This window comes from Aquaspirillum soli (genome assembly GCF_054781915.1).
Genome location: NZ_BAAGTM010000002.1, coordinates 42886 through 59781, shown reverse-complemented (window position 1 = coordinate 59781; position 16896 = coordinate 42886). Strand labels below are relative to the sequence as shown.

At 49.6% G+C, this 16896-nt stretch carries 16 protein-coding genes; 11 read left to right on the top strand and 5 right to left on the bottom strand.

Annotated features, from left to right (window positions below; all coding sequences use genetic code 11):
* Nucleotides 1–3: 3 nt before the first annotated feature.
* Both ACYVJG_RS02300 and rimO read left to right on the top strand, forming a co-directional pair.
* Nucleotides 4–429 (top strand): hypothetical protein, encoded by a 426-nt coding sequence (locus ACYVJG_RS02300; protein WP_460429582.1) that lies wholly within the window; start codon nt 4–6, stop codon nt 427–429.
* Between the two features lie 108 nt (nt 430–537).
* Nucleotides 538–1872 carry a 30S ribosomal protein S12 methylthiotransferase RimO gene (gene rimO / locus ACYVJG_RS02295; protein ID WP_460429581.1) on the top strand — a complete coding sequence of 445 codons (1335 nt, stop codon included), beginning with the start codon at nt 538–540 and terminating at the stop codon, nt 1870–1872.
* Between the two features lie 42 nt (nt 1873–1914).
* Here rimO and ACYVJG_RS02290 read toward each other — a convergent pair whose 3' ends face one another.
* The 3 genes from ACYVJG_RS02290 to miaA all read right to left on the bottom strand — a co-directional run bounded on the left by ACYVJG_RS02290 (nt 1915) and on the right by miaA (nt 4395).
* Nucleotides 1915–2649 carry an oxygen-binding di-iron domain-containing protein gene (locus ACYVJG_RS02290; RefSeq protein ID WP_460429580.1) on the bottom strand — a complete coding sequence of 245 codons (735 nt, stop codon included), beginning with the start codon at nt 2647–2649 and terminating at the stop codon, nt 1915–1917.
* Between the two features lie 3 nt (nt 2650–2652).
* Entirely contained in the window at nt 2653–3237 is a 585-nt protein-coding gene (locus ACYVJG_RS02285) for a hypothetical protein (protein WP_460429579.1), read from the bottom strand.
* 204 nt (nt 3238–3441) lie between these two features.
* Complete coding sequence (miaA, locus tag ACYVJG_RS02280; protein WP_460429578.1) at nt 3442–4395, bottom strand: tRNA (adenosine(37)-N6)-dimethylallyltransferase MiaA; 954 nt, start codon at nt 4393–4395, stop codon at nt 3442–3444.
* 279 nt (nt 4396–4674) lie between these two features.
* Between miaA and ACYVJG_RS02275 the strand changes: the two genes are divergently transcribed.
* From ACYVJG_RS02275 to ACYVJG_RS02265, 3 genes are all read left to right on the top strand, one after another.
* Complete coding sequence (locus tag ACYVJG_RS02275) at nt 4675–5310, top strand: GIY-YIG nuclease family protein (RefSeq protein WP_460429577.1); 636 nt, start codon at nt 4675–4677, stop codon at nt 5308–5310.
* Between the two features lie 161 nt (nt 5311–5471).
* The gene (gene cysK / locus ACYVJG_RS02270) at nt 5472–6401 is read left to right on the top strand and encodes a cysteine synthase A (RefSeq protein WP_460429576.1); all 930 of its coding nucleotides are present in this window, start codon (nt 5472–5474) and stop codon (nt 6399–6401) included.
* Between the two features lie 71 nt (nt 6402–6472).
* The gene (locus ACYVJG_RS02265; RefSeq protein ID WP_460429575.1) at nt 6473–7390 is read left to right on the top strand and encodes a bestrophin family protein; all 918 of its coding nucleotides are present in this window, start codon (nt 6473–6475) and stop codon (nt 7388–7390) included.
* A gap of 98 nt (nt 7391–7488) precedes the next feature.
* Here ACYVJG_RS02265 and ygfZ read toward each other — a convergent pair whose 3' ends face one another.
* Entirely contained in the window at nt 7489–8406 is a 918-nt protein-coding gene (gene ygfZ, locus ACYVJG_RS02260) for a CAF17-like 4Fe-4S cluster assembly/insertion protein YgfZ (protein WP_460429574.1), read from the bottom strand.
* Nucleotides 8407–8493: 87 nt separating this feature from the next.
* Nucleotides 8494–9879 (bottom strand): 23S rRNA (uracil(1939)-C(5))-methyltransferase RlmD, encoded by a 1386-nt coding sequence (gene rlmD / locus ACYVJG_RS02255; RefSeq protein WP_460429573.1) that lies wholly within the window; start codon nt 9877–9879, stop codon nt 8494–8496.
* 110 nt (nt 9880–9989) lie between these two features.
* Between rlmD and ACYVJG_RS02250 the strand changes: the two genes are divergently transcribed.
* The 6 genes from ACYVJG_RS02250 to ACYVJG_RS02225 all read left to right on the top strand — a co-directional run bounded on the left by ACYVJG_RS02250 (nt 9990) and on the right by ACYVJG_RS02225 (nt 16796).
* Nucleotides 9990–11096 (top strand): L,D-transpeptidase, encoded by a 1107-nt coding sequence (locus ACYVJG_RS02250; protein ID WP_460429572.1) that lies wholly within the window; start codon nt 9990–9992, stop codon nt 11094–11096.
* A gap of 260 nt (nt 11097–11356) precedes the next feature.
* A complete protein-coding gene (locus ACYVJG_RS02245) occupies nt 11357–11956 on the top strand; it encodes a methyltransferase domain-containing protein (RefSeq protein WP_460429571.1) in 600 nt (199 codons plus the stop codon).
* A 54-nt stretch (nt 11957–12010) separates the two neighbouring features.
* Nucleotides 12011–12484: a copper chaperone PCu(A)C gene (locus ACYVJG_RS02240; RefSeq protein WP_460429570.1), complete on the top strand. Its 474-nt coding sequence runs from the start codon at nt 12011–12013 to the stop codon at nt 12482–12484.
* A gap of 98 nt (nt 12485–12582) precedes the next feature.
* A complete protein-coding gene (locus ACYVJG_RS02235; protein WP_460429569.1) occupies nt 12583–14205 on the top strand; it encodes a methyl-accepting chemotaxis protein in 1623 nt (540 codons plus the stop codon).
* A gap of 1 nt (nt 14206) precedes the next feature.
* The gene (locus ACYVJG_RS02230; protein ID WP_460429568.1) at nt 14207–15079 is read left to right on the top strand and encodes a Rossmann-like and DUF2520 domain-containing protein; all 873 of its coding nucleotides are present in this window, start codon (nt 14207–14209) and stop codon (nt 15077–15079) included.
* 268 nt (nt 15080–15347) lie between these two features.
* Nucleotides 15348–16796 carry an OmpP1/FadL family transporter gene (locus ACYVJG_RS02225; RefSeq protein WP_022654519.1) on the top strand — a complete coding sequence of 483 codons (1449 nt, stop codon included), beginning with the start codon at nt 15348–15350 and terminating at the stop codon, nt 16794–16796.
* Nucleotides 16797–16896 lie beyond the last annotated feature (100 nt).

Genomic DNA, 16896 nt, shown 5'->3' with positions numbered 1-16896 from the left:
TCGATGCGAACTGTTTTTATTGCAGCACTTGTCTTTGCGTTGCTGGGTATCAGTTTCGCTGGCTTTACTTGGTTAACACAAAGCCAAGCACCGATTGAGCCACGGCCTAATATCGTACGCCCAAATCAAACGGAAACCCTGCAACCCGGGCTAAACCCTAATGGGCCAGCAGAAACCGTCGCCGCGCCAACGCATACCCCAACGGCCATCCCCAGCTTACCGCCAGCAACACCCGTAGCCACCGACCCCACATCATCGGTACAGGTGGAGGCCGAAGTTAAAATGAACATACCGTTAGACGTGACATCCACACCAGCGGCACCGGCGGTGAATACCATACCGGCGGCAGAGCCAGTGCAGGATGCAGCAGAAGAAGGGTGGGATAAAGTCCATGCACAGCTTGACCGTTTAGAAGCTAAAGGACGTTAATCAGCACAGCGCGTGGGGATGCGCTAAAATCCGCTTTGTGTTCAACCGGCTGCCAATGCAGCCGGTTTTCTGTTTTGGCTTTTGATTACCTATGGATTTCAACGTTTTATGAAGACTTCTTTTTCCGCGCCTAAAGTGGGCATGGTTTCCCTTGGCTGTCCTAAAGCCAGTGTCGATGCAGAACAAATTTTGACCCGCCTCCGTGCAGAGGGTTACGAGATTGCCCAAGATTATGCAGGGGCGGATTTAGTCGTGGTCAATACCTGCGGTTTTATTGATGATGCGGTGGCTGAATCGTTGGATGCTATTGGCGAAGCATTGAATGAAAATGGCAAAGTGATTGTCACCGGCTGTCTTGGCGCTCGTGAAGAAGGGGCGATGGTGCGCAATGTCCATCCTTCCGTGTTAGCAGTCACCGGCCCACACGCGGCGGCTGAAGTGTTGGAACACGTCCATCATCATTTGCCAAAACCGCACGATCCTTTTGTCGATCTGGTGCCCGGTACCGGCGTGCGTTTAACCCCAAAACACTATGCCTATTTAAAAATTTCCGAAGGCTGTAACCACCGCTGTTCTTTCTGCATTATTCCCTCGATGCGTGGCGATTTAGTCAGCCGTCCGGTGCATGAAGTGTTACAAGAAGCAGAAAACTTGGTGAAAGGTGGAGTGAAGGAATTGCTGGTGGTGTCGCAAGATACCTCAGCCTATGGCGTCGATTTGAAATACCGCAGTGGTTTTTGGCAAGGTCGGCCTGTGAAAACTCGCCTGAAAGAATTGGCAACCGAGATGGGATCATTGGGTGCATGGGTGCGGTTGCACTATGTTTATCCTTATCCGAGTGTCGATGAGGTGATTCCTTTGATGGCCGAGGGTTTGGTGGTGCCGTATTTGGATATCCCATTCCAACATGCTTCACAAAAAGTCTTAAAAGCCATGAAACGCCCAGCCAATAGCGAAAATGTACTGGAGCGCATTCGCACATGGCGCAGCATCTGTCCTGATATCACCTTACGCTCTACCTTTATTGTCGGTTTCCCTGGCGAAACCGAAGCCGATTTCCAACAGTTATTAGAGTTTTTGGAAGAAGCACAGCTAGACCGTGTCGGCTGTTTCACCTATTCGAATGTCGATGGCGCGACAGCAAAAGACTTGCCAGACCACATTCCTGAAGCCTTAAAAGAAGAACGCAAAGCGCGGTTTATGGAGGTGCAAGAACGCATCAGCGCGGCCAAGTTGCAACAAAAAATTGGCCGTACCATGACGGTGTTGGTTGATGAAGTCGATGAGGAAGAAGACGGTTTATGCTGTCGTTCGATGGCCGATGCGCCCGAGATTGATGGGGCGGTGTTTATCGACGGTGTGGCAGGGGCAAAAGCGGGAGATTTCTTAACCGTGAAAATTGTCGATGCCGATGAACATGATCTGTGGGGCGAGCGCGTCTAACGGATCAAAATAAGGCGGGGGCGCCTATGGCACCCGCCTTGTTTAAGCCATACCGACTTTCAATTCATCAAACCAATTGATAAAACGCATCACATCGGCACCGCGATAAATCGCCCCGTGTTGTGGGCATAACTGCTCGATGGTCAGTTTACTGACCCGTTCGCACCAATCACGTTTTGCCTGATTCGATCCCATCCAACGGACATGGAAACCCTTGGCATAGGCAATATGGCGGTCGAAATCTTTCACATACAGCGCGTTATCATCTTCTGGCAATAAAGCGGCACCCACATCACCGCTAAATAGAATTTTGGCCGTTGGGTCATACAGATGAAAATTGCCGGAGGAATGCAAATAGTGCGCACTTACCGCTTGCAATTGCGCCACCCCGACATGCAGCTCTTTTCCTTCATCCGGCATGCCAATCAGGGTTTGTTTATCACCGCCAAAATGGGGAATAAAAGTCTCCCATAAACGACTGATATGGCAACGGATATTAGGGTTAAACGCAATCCACAGCGCCAGCGAAGAAATCACATCGGGGTCTTGGTGGGAAGCGAAAATTTGCCGGACTTGTGTTGGATCGACCACTTCGGCCAAGGCACTGAACACCGCCGGAAAAATTTCCATCCCCCCCGGATCAGTCAACAGCGCATCATGTCCTGATTGCACCAGATATTCATTGGTATCAATCAAGAAACTGGGCCGCATTGGATCGCGGGCAATGGCATACCAACGATGATGGCCTTCCTCAAAAATAGCCGTCGCTTTCTTCACGCTCTACCCTTTCAGCGCCTGTTTAAGTTGTTCTAAATTAGGCAAAATTTGTTCGACATAGTTGGAAAATTGATTAGACGCATCCGCTAACGCCGCGCCAAGTGGGCCAGCGTGGGCGGCTTCAATTTTTGCGGTGCGCGCAATGACCGTCCCAAATAAACAGGCTTGATAGGCATCATCGACCCATGTTTGCATCGCGCTATGAATCTGTCCCATTTGTCGTTGTAATTGCTGATGCTGGGTTTGCAACTGGCCTTGTGCATTTTGCAGCCGGTCGTGTGCGGTGTGTTGCCCTGCACGGGTCAATAGATTTAACTGGCGCAATAATTTCAGCTCATAGCTGGCCAAAGAGACTAGCTTGGTACTGTTCTCGCCTAACCCTTCCATTTGTGTTCGCAATAGCTGGCTAAAGTCGCGCAGCTCTGTCGAAATCACCACAAAACCACGCGCTTGTTCACCAAAGCGTTTTGCCAACAAAGTGGCATTCAAGGCTAACAGTTTGATTTGAAATGCGCGAAATGCCACTTCTTTAATGCCTTCTCGCAGCATAATAAATCGCTGTAATTCATGGCTTTGCACAGAAGACATCGCTGACACATGGCACCCCATCGTTAATTGACTTCAGACCGCTACATTGGCTGTGGCAGCACAAACCGGAATACTGCAAAAAGCAACCACTAAAACATCTACAGCTAGCAAAAAAGCAAAATGTATCGGTATCACCCGCAATTATACGGATCATAACCTAATTCTATTGAGTGTTCGATACCTCCGCCATCCTCGCCAGCCTTCTTAATGACACTCAGCGGCCAATAGGCTTTGTAATTGCTGTAACAGCATGGGGAAAGGATCGCCGGCGACACAATCCAATGTGGTCAAATTCGGCATACTGCGTAGCCAAGTTAGCTGTCGTTTTGCCAGTTGTCGGGTTGCGGCAATGCCTTTTTCCACCATTTCCTCGCGTGAGCATTCACCATCGAGGTATTGCCATGCTTGGCGATAACCAACACAGCGCATGGACGGCAAATCGGGGTGTAAGGTTGGATAGTTTTTACGCAACGTCGCCATTTCTTCTAACAGCCCTTGGGTCAACATCTGTTCAAAACGCAAGCCAATCCGCTGGTGTAAAAGGTGGCGATCTGAAGGAACTAAGGCAAAAAAATGTTTCGGGTCTGCCAAAGGTGCCGCACTCCGCGCCGCCAGTTGGGCCGACATCGGCTGACCTGTTAATAGGCAAATTTCTAAAGCACGTTGAATACGTTGGCTATCAGTAGGTTTTAACCGCGCAGCCGTCGTTGGGTCGAGTACGGCTAAACGTGCGTGCATAGCAGGCCATCCTTCGCTGGCCGCCTGTTGCTCTAAGGTTTGCCGTAGTACGGGATCTGCTGGTGGTAGGTCGGATAAACCTTCGCACAGGGCTTTGACGTAAAGCATGGTGCCACCGACTAGCAAGGGTAATTTGCCGCGCTGTTGGATATCGTGAATCAAGCGCATGGCATCGTGATGAAAGGCAGCGGCGGAGTAGGTTTCTAGTGGTGAAATGACATCTATCAGATGGTGGGGAACAGCGGCTTGTTCGGCTGGCGATGGTTTTGCTGTGCCAATGTCCATGTCACGATAGACCAAGGCAGAATCAATGCTGATGATTTCGAGAGGAAAGAATTCGGCAAGACTCAAGGCAAGCTGGGTTTTGCCAGAGGCCGTCGGCCCGATTAAGAACACTGGCGGGAAAATGCTGGAGGTCATGAACAGAAAAGTGGGAGGTAAACGAATAACTTATTATCGCGTGTCTTCCGGCGATGGCACAGTGATAGTTTGTGCTGTTGTGGCGCACACCTACCGATACGGACATTACTGCTATCGCAGCAGCTATGTGTCCACTACATAGATCGCCCATTTGTCATTATACTATAGTCGCTTAGGCTAATCTGAATTAAACCAACACAGCCACAGCAACGCAATGTTGGGTTGCCCTCATCACCCAACTTAGCGTTAGCTATCATCGTTAAGGATAGAGAAATCGTCATGGCAGAGAACCAAATCGTCTATGTTCTAACGAACCCTGCAATGCCCGGCTTGATAAAGATAGGGATGACAACTCAGCTAGAAGTTGAAGACAGAATGAAACAGTTATACGGAACAGGGGTTCCAGTCCCGTTCGACTGTGCTTTTGCCTGCCAAGTCAAAGACGCCTCAGAAGTTGAGAGGGCATTACATTTTGCCTTCGGTAATTCACGAATCAACCCAAATAGAGAATTCTTTAAACTCGAACCAGAGCGAGTAATTGCCATATTGAAGCTTTTGAAAGTCGATGAAATAACGACGCAATTCGAGAAGCAAATCGAGTCTGAAACCGATGCGGCGGATAAACAGTCAGCAGTTAACTTGAGAGAATCGCGTAGACCAAGGATGAACTTCGTCGAGATTGGCATACCAATCGGCTCAACCCTTCAGTTCAAAAGTGGTGGTGTAGAAGTGAAAGTTCTCACCGAAAAAAAAGTCGAATACAACGGCGAAGAATGCTCACTGACCGCAGCGACACGCAAAGTGCTTGGCCTTGCAGAAGATTATCCGCTTCAACCCTCACCTCATTGGTTATTTCAGGGAAAGACGGTTAAAGAAATCTATGACACCTACCATGATGGTGATGATGAAAGCTAATCGCCCATAGATTAGATCTTATCAACCCAGCACAACCACTTTCCAAGCATACATCATGAAAAGAAAAGTTAGTTGTAAACAAATAACTTATTAACCGTGTCTTCAAGCGATGGCACAGGTATAGTTTGCCCTGTTGTTTCCTGTTCCCGTGAGAACCGCCCATGAAAATCGCACAAAACGTCTCAGAATTGATCGGCAACACCCCACTGGTTCGGCTCAACCGCCTAACCGACGGCGCACAAGCCACCGTGTTAGCCAAACTAGAGTTCTTCAACCCCGCCCACAGCGTCAAAGACCGCCTCGCCTTAGCCATGCTCGATGCCGCCGAAGCCGCTGGTAAAATTGGGCCAGAAACGGTGATCGTAGAACCCACCTCCGGCAATACCGGAATTGGCCTCGCGATGGTCTGCGCGGCACGCGGCTATCGTTTAATCATCGTCATGCCCGAAACCATGAGCCGTGAACGCCGTATGCTATTGCGTGCCTATGGCGCAGAGCTGGTTTTAAGTCCGGGCGCGGAAGGGATGAGCGGTGCCATTGCGAAAGCCAATGAATTGGCTGCCAGCAACCCCAACTACTTTATCCCGCAACAATTTGAAAACCCAGCCAACCCCGAAATCCACCGCAACACCACGGCAGAAGAAATCTGGCGTGATACCGATGGCAACGTCGATATTTTCGTTTCTGGCGTCGGTACCGGCGGCACCATCACCGGCGTGGGTGAAGTCTTAAAAGCCCGCAAACCCGAAGTCAAAGTCGTTGCAGTTGAGCCAGATGCCAGTCCGGTGTTATCTGGTGGGCCAAAAGGGCCGCATCCTATTCAAGGGATTGGCGCCGGATTTGTGCCAGCAATTTTGAATACGGCAATTTACGATGAAGTATTCCGTGTCAAAAATGAAGATGCTTTCCGCACCGCGCGCGAAATGGCGGCAAAAGAAGGTTTGCTGGTGGGAATTTCCTCAGGGGCAGCAACATACGCCGCGCTTGAATTAGCCAAACGCCCTGAAAACGCAGGCAAAACCATTGTGGTGATTATCCCCTCATTCGGTGAACGCTATCTGTCCACTCCCCTGTTCGAAGACCTCGCCTAATCGCAGCCCTTCGCCAACACAGCCACCGTGGCGTACCATGGTGGCTGATTCATTTGGTAGGGTTCCCACCCATGATTGTTTTACCCCGTTATCACTGGCTACGTTTATTATTTGTATGGCACGGTTCGGTTTTGCCTCGTGTCATGTCTCGTTTATGGTTGGTGTTTGGCTTATCTGTTGTCGCCGGTCTGATTCACCATTGGTGGATTAGCCACCACGCACAATCAACACTCAATATCTCTATCTTTACCCTACTGGGTGTCTCGCTCGCGATTTTCCTAGGCTTTCGTAATTCAGCCAGTTACGACCGCTTTTGGGAGGCGCGTAAATTGTGGGGACGTTTGTATATCGTGTCTCGTTCTCTCACTGGCAAAGTCTCAGCCGCATTAGGTAAGACAGGTGACTCCATTCAATTTTTAGAAACGATGTGCGCGCTCAACTATGTTTTAAAAGGACAGCTGCGTAATGATGATGTCAGTCAACACCTCTTACGGTTGTTGAACGATGAACAGCGAGCAGAACTTGAAACCAGCCGCCACCGTATGGCGCGCTTGTTGTTATGGTTACACCAAAGCAATCAACAATGGCTGCAACAACAACGCATCAGCGATACACAGTGGCTAGCGATCAATCAGAATTTAGACGAGCTATCAGAAGCCATTGGGGGCTGTGAACGCATCTCGACAACGCCAATTCCATTTACGTATCGGGTGTTGTTGAATCGAACAGTGACCATTTACTGTTTGTTATTGCCGTTGGCATTAGTGAACAGTATCGGTTGGCTAACACCTTTTATCGCGGTGTTTGTTGCTTACACCTATCTCGCATTGGATTGTCTGGGAGATGAATTAGAAGAACCTTTTGGTAAAGAAGGCAATGATTTACCGCTGTCGGTGCTGTGCTACAACATTGAAGCCAATGTGCGGGACATGCTGCAACAACCCATCACCATCTCCCCTCCACCCAAACAAGGGATTTACCAATTTTAATGTTGTTACTGCGGCAGCATAAAAAAGGGCGAACGCATCGGTTCGCCCTTAGTGGTAGATCAGCAAAGCCTATCCACCTTTAAAAAAATACAACGGGGTTATGCGGGTAGGGCGTAGGGCAATTCAGCAAAACTGAGCGTGGGGCCTGTGGGTGAGCCGAGGTGGATGCCATCGGCAAGATGGCTGGCTTGCACTACCGCTAACACATCACTACTTCCATCATCATTGGCGACAGCAGACACAATATTCCCAATCGTTTGTTCACCGGTCAGCGCACAAAACAACGGTTGACCAGCTTGGGCATGAGCGGCAACTTGAGCAGGAAACATCCGACGCTTGACCTTGCCGATATATTGCGTGCGAGCGACGATTTCTTGGCCCGGATAACACCCTTTTTGAAAACTGATCCCCCCTCCCAACAGTTCCAAATTACACATCTGTGGCACAAACATTTCTTTGGTTGGCAACGTAATCCACGGCACTGCCGCCACAATATCCTGCCGTTGCCATTCCGTATGCGGCGCCTGCGGCAAGGTCGCCAAGGCAGGGGCAAGAGGTGTACCGTCTGTCACAACAACCATTGCCCGCTGTTCTGGTAGCCCCAATAGATGTACTGGTGCAGCGCTTTGCTGTTGCCAATCTGTCACCGGCGACGTGGCATACGCCGTAGCAGCGGCCTGCCGTGCTTCTGCCCCCACTAGACCGTAGATTTTCGCCTCAGTCAGCAAACTGGCTTTGACTTTTGCCCGCAGGATAAACATCGACAAACGTTTTAATGTCGCCTCGGCCAAATCCGCCGACACCAACAAGTGATAAGTGTCGGCAGCCGCTTGCCATAGGATAAAACTCGCCTGCATCCGGCCCTTGGGCGTGGAATAGCTGGCTAAACGGCAGCGTTGTCCATCCGCTTCGCGCACATCACAAGATAACTGCCCCTGCAAAAAACTTTGTGCTTCAGGCCCAGTAAAAGCCAATACGGCTAAATGATCTAACTCGGCAATAAAAGGCGCATTCATCGCATATTTCCTTCGCGGTTTAATCTTGGGGCTCAAACTCAGGGCAAAACCGGCTAGCACAAGCACCAGCCGGTCGGACGGACACAGTTATTCTGCTGTGATAGACGCGTCTTCCATCGCAGCAAGTTCTGCAGCAGTTTTACATGGCGCTGTTTTTTCAAACCAAGCTATTGATTCGACATGTGCGGTATGTGGGAACATATTCACGATACCAGCCGCTTTAAGGGTGTAACCCTTGGTATGGACTAACACCGCTGCATCACGCGCCAAGGTCGCTGGTTGGCAGGACACATAGACAATCCGCTGTGGTGCAGTGTCATCGGTAAACGCTTTACACAGTGCCAAAGCGCCATCACGCGGTGGATCGATTAACATTTTGTCAAAACGGCCCAATGCCGCCAGTTTGTCTTCATCGATTTCAAATAAGTTAGCAATTTGATATTGGGTACGGTCTTTCAGGCCATTGAAGTCGGCATTTTCAACAGCGCGTTCGATCAGCTGTGCACTGCCTTCCATCCCCAATACCGTGGCACCGCTGCGTGCAATCGGCAAAGTGAAGTTACCCAAACCACAGAACATATCGGCAATCCGTTCTCCTGCTTGTGGATTGAGCAACGCCAGCGCACGCTTCACCAACACCCGATTAATCCCCGGGTTGACTTGAGTAAACTCAGTCGGCTTATACGGCATCTCAATCGAGAAATCTGGCAGGGTATAACTCAGTTGTGGCACATCCAAGGGATAAAATGGATAGACACTGTCTGGGCCACGAGGCTGCAACCAGAATTGCAACGGCTGTTCTCGCCCTTGGTTATATTGATCAGCAAAGGCTTGCAGATGTTGTTCATCAGCTTGGGTCAGTGCATCCATATTACGCAACACCAAAGCATCGACATATTCACCGCAGGCGATTTCAATTTGTGGCATACGGTTATAAATCGACAACTGCCGTACTAAACCACGCAAAGGCACCATTAAATCGGAGATACGTTGCGGCAAAATATGGCATTGCTGCATATCGGCGATAAAACTCGACCGCCGCTCGTGAAACCCGACCAAAATGGTATTTTTCTTTTCGACCCAACGTGCTGACAAACGTGCACGATGGCGATAACGCCAAGTGGGGCCATAAATTGGAGGCAGAATGGTTTCTGGTTTAACTTTGGCAATATGCGCTAAGTTGTCTTCTAATACCCGTTGTTTAGCCGCAACTTGTCCTGTTGGTTCAACATGCTGCATCGAACACCCGCCACAGACCCCAAAATGTGGGCAGGCTGGTTGTGTCCGTAAAAAACTTTCTTCTAACACCTTAACGGTATCGGCTTTTTCAAAGCTGGGTTTTTTACGATAGCTGGAATACTCCACCCGTTCATAGGGCAAGGCACCGCCGATAAAGATGGTTTTACCGTCGACATGGGCAATGCCCTGTCCTTCATGGTCGAGCGATTCAATACAGGCAACCGGAAAAGGCATAATTTTCCCCACGCAAAAGGGCGTATTTTCGCAAAAAAAACCACAGTCCGTACACGGAAACACAACTCCCGTTATACTGCGACTTTGTTCACCCCTTTTGCATAGCTGCCATGAGCCGTTTTCCTTCTTCCTGTGTACCGCGATTTGTCTTGTTATCCTATGTCTTGGTGGGGAGTGCCCTCAGTCCATGGGTGATGGCAGGCATCCCCGAACCTGACTTTATGGTCGAACAACAAGGGCTGCATGTGGTGATTAACGTGCCACAAACCCGATTGTTTTTATACCGTGATGGCAAGCTAGACCAGTCGTATCCGGTTGCGGTCGGAAAAATGCTGACGCAAACACCAGCAGGTGAATACACCGTCACCGCGATTGCACGCAATCCAACATGGCATGTACCGAAGTCAATTCAAAAAGAAATGGCAGCAGCAGGAAAAGAAGTGTTAACGGTCGTTCCCCCCGGTCCCAGTAATCCATTGGGCAAAGTGTTTGTCCGCTTTGGTGAACCACGCTTAGGGTTGGGGATTCATGGCACAAATGTGCCGTCTTCAGTGCCGGGTTTTCGCAGTCATGGCTGTGTGCGAATGAAAAACGAGGATGCGTTGACTTTTGCCGGCAGAGTATCAATCAGCACGCCCGTTTCGGTGATTTATCAACCCTTGCTGTTAAACACCGATCCACAAGGTCATTTATGGCTCACCGTGTTGCCGGATGCGTATAAAAATGGCCGTGAAACGCAGCGTATTCGCCATGTAGCAAAAACATGGGCAGAGGAAAATAAGCGGAAATTAGAACTCAGCCGCTTTGATGCAGCATTAAAAGCAGGCAGCAAGGCAGCAAAACCAGTGTGTTTGTCATGTTCACAAGACAATCCCCCTCGCCCCAATCAGCTATTGGCACTCAATAAATCACCTCGCGCCACGGTGCCAGTGTCCACATCACCCACACCCGTCGCAACACCAGCAGTCAATGAAACGGATCTTGCTGAACCCGCTTTGCGTGAGTTGGATCAATCCATGCCAAGTGTGGAATCCCCCAGCGAACCGACGGTTAGCCCGTTGTTGGAAGCCCCTCGGCAACCCAAACCAACTGCACCAGAAACCATTGGTCAGGAATTGACAAATAAACCAGTCAAAAACAGTGAGGGCAAACAAAAACCGACCCCTGCTTTATTACGTCAACCGAAACCTGTGCAGTTAGATACGCCGTTGTTGTGATAAATGAGATGCTTGGGTTGAGAAAATCAACCCAACCGAGTTCAAATCCATAGCTGTTTTTGCGCCTAGCCCTCGACCTTTGAGAGAGTTGGCCGAATGAGATTAATTTTCCGATGGAGCATGGTAGGATTATCTGTTCTGGCAAAAACAAGATCGCTGCTTGGTTGACCGAATTAACAAGCCAATCAATTCAAATGGGGTTTTCTTTATTGTTCCGTGGCACAATTCACCCTTCGATAAAATAAAACAGGTGGTAGGTCATGGCACAGGACAGTTCTCTACCCGATTTTTGGTGTAAACGTTATCTTTCGGACGTCATGCCTTGGGATGCTGGCGGCGTACCAGAGGAGTTTATGCAATACAGTCAACAGATCACACCACAACACACCATCTTTATCCCGGGGTGTGGTACTGGATATGAAGTCGGTTGGCTTGCAGAGCGTGGTTATGCCGTTGAAGCGATTGAATTTAGCCCAGCCGCGTTAGAAATGGCACAAAAGGTGCTCGGTGAATTTGCACAACACATCCATGCCGGAGATTTTTTTACTCACCAACCAAACAAACCATTTGATTGGGTTTATGAGCGCGCTTTTTTATGTGCGCTACCTCGTAAAATGTGGGCAAGTTATGCTGAAAAAATGGCAAACATCATTGCACCTAATGGCGTATTAGCCGGCTATTTCTTTATTGGCGACCACCCCAAGGGTCCACCCTTCGGCATCTCACAAGCAGAATTAACCACATTACTCAGCCCACACTTTATCTTAGAAAGCGATCAAGCCAGTGTTGCTCCCTTGCCTGTCTTTGCAGGCAAAGAACGGTGGCAAGTTTGGCGGCGCTGCGACAATCTGTCGCATTGATCTCTCCACAAAGCTCACCTATTGTGCGAGCTTTGATTATTTTCTGGGGGTTGTATGTCTTTTCTGCGCCACGTTGCCCTTGCTTGCGCCATCGTTGCTTTGCCTGCCTTTGCCCATGATTACAAAGTTGGCAATTTACATATCGACCACCCGTGGGCGCGTGCAACACCCTCGGGCAGCCAAAATGGTGCGGCGTACTTAACTATCAACAACCAAGGTGAAGCAGATAGCTTATTGTCAGCCTCAGCCACGGTATCTAAAACCGTTGAACTGCATACACACCTCAATGAACAAGGGGTGATGCGGATGCGCCAAGTGCCGGAAATCACTGTTCCAGCACAAGGAAAAGCCGAACTGAAACCGGGCGGCTACCACATCATGTTAATTGGCCTGCAACAGCCACTTAAGCAAGGTGAAAAATTTCCACTGACACTCAAATTTGCTAAAGCTGGCGAAGTCAAGGTAGAGGTAGCCGTAGAAGGCCTCGGTGCACCACAGCCTAAAATGATGCACGGCCATCAGCATTGATTTAACAAAACATTCTGTATCCTATAGCAAAAAAACAATTTACAATTTCTTTAACATTTACATTGTGGATTGTCAGTATTTTGCTATAGGAGAACGCCGTGCTGCAGGACTTTTCACTACGCGCCAGAATGCGCATTATCATGTTCATGGTCTGTGCGCTATTCTGTATTGCCGCAGCACTGGCTTTGTTTGGCTCACACCTTAGCCAGCAAAAATTCAGTCAACACATCGACCAAGAACAAATCGCCCGTTACAGCATCACCAAACTCTATGCCAACGGGCTGCAAATGGGACAAGCACTGCGCAATATCTTGCTCGACCCCAGCCATCCACAAGCTTATAAAAACTACGATAAAGCGCATGAAGTCTTTGAAAAAGAACTGAATGTGCTCAAAAAAGTGGGGGAAAGTTTGCCTCGCGCCGAACAAGAATGGCAAGAAATCAACCGCTTGTTCAATGCACAACATGCCCAACACGAACCGTTAATGGCGCTGATTAAACAAGGCGAATTACAACAAGCACAACAATTTCTCAACCAAAACGAAACCCCAAAATGGCGGGAATTGCGTAGTTATTTACTCGATAGTATTCAACGCTACGACCAAGACATCGAACAAATTCGTCAGCAGTTAGAACAAGATATTCAACGTTGGCAACAACTGGCGCTGTTGTTTATGGCGCTGGCTATCTTGGTTGGTATTGTGTTGGGCCGTTGGCTAGTGCGCCATGTTTTAGCACAAGTCGGGACCGAACCACGCAAAGCAGCTCGTATTGTCCACACCATTGCCGCCGGTGATTTAACCCAACCGATTCCTGATACCAATGCTGAAAGCGTGTTGACTGCGGTACAACACATGCAATCGCATTTAAAAGACCTGATCAGCCGCATTCGCAGCCATGCGAAGGCCTTGGCACAACAAGTCGAACAAGCCGATCAACAAAGCGTTGTCCTAGCCGATACCGCCCGTCAACAAAGCGACGCCGCGCAAGCGATGGCAGCAGAAGTCGAACAGTTGTCAGTCGCGATCACTGAAGTAGCAGAAAATGCACAAAAGGCGCGGGAAAAAGTGGACGATGCTGGTCATATCGCAGCAGAAAACGGCGCTGTGATTCAAAAATCTAGTCAAGAAATGCAAAGCATTGCCCAACAAATCCGCACCACTGCCGACGTCATCACCGAATTAAGCGAGGCATCTAATCAAATTTCGCATATCGTGGCGATGATTAAAGAAGTGGCCGAACAAACCAATCTATTGGCCTTAAATGCCTCCATTGAAGCGGCACGGGCGGGTGAATCGGGGCGAGGGTTTGCGGTAGTCGCCGATGAAGTACGCAAATTGGCAGAACGCACCCACGCTGCCACCGGCGATATTGTCAACACCATCAGCGCCATGCAGCAGCGTTCGCAAACCGCCGTCCAACACATGGAAGAAACCGTCAATCAGGTGGAGCATGGTGTCACACTGTCTAGCCAAGCCAGCCAAGCCTTTGCCCATATCCACACCGATGTGATGCAGATTTTGCAATTAGTGGCAGGTATTTCTCATGCGCTACAAGAACAGCGCAGTGTCAGTCAATCGATTGCCAACCATGTTGAAACCATCAGCAATATGTCGGTGAACACCAGCGCCGCCGTCAGCGAATCCGCCCAAGCGATGCACCAACTACACGGGCTGGCCGATGATATGCGCCAATCCGTCAACGCTTTTAAAGTGCATTAAAATGAGCAAGTTACATCTAGTCGGTGCTGGTCGTGTCGGTAAAACCTTGGCCTATTTATTACAACAACAAGGGGTGCAAATTGGCGGCATTGTTTGTCGTCACTTTACCCATGCCCAACAGGCTGCGACTTGGTTACAGCAAGGCCATGCCTGTGCTGATTTAACAGCCTTGGCCCAGCTGCCCCCTGCCAGCAGTGTGTTATTGGCAACTCCCGATGATGCTATCGCCGAACAATGTCTGGCCTTGGTACAACACGGCATTATTCGACCGAATATGGTGGTATGGCATGTCAGTGGGGCATGTAGCAGTGCCCGATTAGCGCCAGCACAGGCCGCTGGGGCGGTGGTGGCGTCAGCGCACCCCATCCGCAGTTTTGCCGATGTTGAACAGGCCATTACCCAATTTGCTGGGACTGCGTTTGCCCTCGAAGGGATGCCGCAGGCGTTGGCTTGGTTGACACCAAAAATCCAAGCTATCGGCGGTCAACCCTTTGAATTAACAGGGGATAAACGCTTATACCATGCCGCTTGCTGTGTGGCATCAAATTATGCCGTTGCGTTGGCGGATTTTGCCCTTCAGTTGGCACACCAAGCCGGCTTATCACCCGAAACCGCCCGCCATATTTTGCAACCGCTGGCCAGTCAATCGTTGTCCAATGCCTTTCAACTGGGGCCAAGCGCTGCGCTAACTGGGCCGATTATGCGCGGCGATATCGACACCGTGCGCCAACACCTGTCTGCTTTGATTTCAGTCAAAGAGCAACAGCGTTATCAGGTTTTGGGTCAAGTCGCCCTCGAATTGGCTGCACCACGGTTATCACCAGCGATTTATGCCGAATTACACACCCTATTATCTGCAGTGCACAAACCATAATTTAACGTATTTTTTAGCATTTTCTGTTTTTATTGCTGCGATGCAGCAAATGTTATGCTGAGTTTCTCTGTTTTTTGGTGAATGTGGTCAAGATTAACCAAATGTTGCATTCATGCAACAAAGTTGCGGCGATCACAAATTAAAACGGTCGTTTAGAATGCACATTTGAATGGCTCTGCTAGTATCTGTTCACTGGCTCGCGCCATTTTGCTGCTGAACTAGACACACCACAGGCCAATCAAGGCCGGAAAAAAGAGGAAGACTCATCATGAACATCAAGCCTATCAGCCTTGCTATCGCTGTGCTCGGCACTGGTTTCACTGTGTTGAGTGGGGCCAGCTACGCATCGGGTTATCACTTCGGTACCCAAAGCGTCTCCGCTCAAGCCACAGCCAACGCCAGCGCCGCCGAAGCCAACGATGCCACGACACTGTTCTACAACCCAGCCGGCATGACTCGCTTGAAGGGCACCCAGTTTTCGGGCGCCTTAAACTTAGTTGCGCCAAGCGTGAAATACTCCAACGCCAGCGGCAACTATCCTAACCAACCTGCACGTAATCCTGCCAATCCCTCCCAAGTCGGGATCAAACCGGGTACCGCCATTGCTGGCAGTACAGGCGGTAAAATCACCGATGATTTGATTGTGGTGCCACAAATGTACCTCACCCATCAAATCAACGACCGCATCACCGCCGGTTTGGGTATTTACGTACCGTTTGCGTCCGAAACAGACTATGAGCGGACATCGGTATTGCGCTACAACGTCAACCAAACCTCTCTCACCACCATCGACATCAACCCAACGATTGCTTTCAAACTGAATGATCAACACTCGGTGGCAGTGGGTTTGATTGCACAACGGGCAGAAGCCGAGCTGCGCCAATATGCTAACTTTGCCGGTGCGGTGTTAGGGATTCCTCACGGTGTAGCGGATGGCTATGCTGAAGTGGAAGGCGATGATTGGGGCTTTGGTTTTAACCTCGGTTGGTTGTGGGAAATCGACCAAGATACCCGAATTGGCCTGTCTTACCGTTCGCCAATCAAGCATACGCTAAAAGGCAAAGCCGACTGGACGACCCCTTCCTCCGGCCCATTTGCTGCCGTCGGTGCCGTGGCACAAGCGAATGGTTATATCGACAGTGATGTGTCAGTTGATATCAAAACGCCAGAGTCGCTTTCTTTACATGGCTATAAAAAGATTGACCCGAAATGGGCAGTGATGGCCGATTTGACATGGACGAAACACTCACGTTTTGACAAAGTCGATATTCAATACGCAGTACCGAAAAACGCACCATTCTCACAAGCCGTACATGGCGGTGTCCGTGCACCCGCGACAACATTAAATCCAAAGTGGGATGACACTTGGAAACTGGCTATCGGCGCGAGCTATCAATACAGCGATCCATTACAACTGCGTTTTGGTGTCGCCTACGATAAATCGCCAGTCCCAAGCGAAGATTTCCGCATGTCAACCATGCCAGATAACGACCGTATTTGGTTCTCGGTCGGTGGCCGCTATGACTTTGATAAGAAAAACTCGCTGAATGTGGCATATAGTTATGTCCACATCAAAGACTCCAAAGCCAAGGTCAATGGCTATTGCGGCGGAGCCACAGCGGGTGCAGTGAACTGCGTATCCAGCTACACCACAGGCCAAGCAGAATATAAGAGCCATGCACATATCTTAGGTGTTCAGTACAACTACCATTTCTGATCGACCTATGATGAGGAAAGCAGGGGATTTACTTCGCTGCTTTCCTGTGCTGCAATGCACCACACATTTTTTTGCTTATCGTTTCAAACAAACGTATGAT

Bases quoted from the DNA above. Each gene is read 5' to 3' on its own strand.
- ACYVJG_RS02300 (WP_460429582.1), top strand. From the start codon at position 4: ATGCGAACTGTTTTTATTGCAGCACTTGTCTTTGCGTTGCTGGGTATC.
- rimO (WP_460429581.1), top strand. From the start codon at position 538: ATGAAGACTTCTTTTTCCGCGCCTAAAGTGGGCATGGTTTCCCTTGGC.
- ACYVJG_RS02285 (WP_460429579.1), bottom strand. From the start codon at position 3,237: ATGTCTTCTGTGCAAAGCCATGAATTACAGCGATTTATTATGCTGCGA.
- miaA (WP_460429578.1), bottom strand. From the start codon at position 4,395: ATGACCTCCAGCATTTTCCCGCCAGTGTTCTTAATCGGGCCGACGGCC.
- ACYVJG_RS02275 (WP_460429577.1), top strand. From the start codon at position 4,675: ATGGCAGAGAACCAAATCGTCTATGTTCTAACGAACCCTGCAATGCCC.
- cysK (WP_460429576.1), top strand. From the start codon at position 5,472: ATGAAAATCGCACAAAACGTCTCAGAATTGATCGGCAACACCCCACTG.
- ACYVJG_RS02265 (WP_460429575.1), top strand. From the start codon at position 6,473: ATGATTGTTTTACCCCGTTATCACTGGCTACGTTTATTATTTGTATGG.
- ygfZ (WP_460429574.1), bottom strand. From the start codon at position 8,406: ATGAATGCGCCTTTTATTGCCGAGTTAGATCATTTAGCCGTATTGGCT.
- rlmD (WP_460429573.1), bottom strand. From the start codon at position 9,879: ATGCCTTTTCCGGTTGCCTGTATTGAATCGCTCGACCATGAAGGACAG.
- ACYVJG_RS02250 (WP_460429572.1), top strand. From the start codon at position 9,990: ATGAGCCGTTTTCCTTCTTCCTGTGTACCGCGATTTGTCTTGTTATCC.
- ACYVJG_RS02245 (WP_460429571.1), top strand. From the start codon at position 11,357: ATGGCACAGGACAGTTCTCTACCCGATTTTTGGTGTAAACGTTATCTT.
- ACYVJG_RS02240 (WP_460429570.1), top strand. From the start codon at position 12,011: ATGTCTTTTCTGCGCCACGTTGCCCTTGCTTGCGCCATCGTTGCTTTG.
- ACYVJG_RS02230 (WP_460429568.1), top strand. From the start codon at position 14,207: ATGAGCAAGTTACATCTAGTCGGTGCTGGTCGTGTCGGTAAAACCTTG.
- ACYVJG_RS02225 (WP_022654519.1), top strand. From the start codon at position 15,348: ATGAACATCAAGCCTATCAGCCTTGCTATCGCTGTGCTCGGCACTGGT.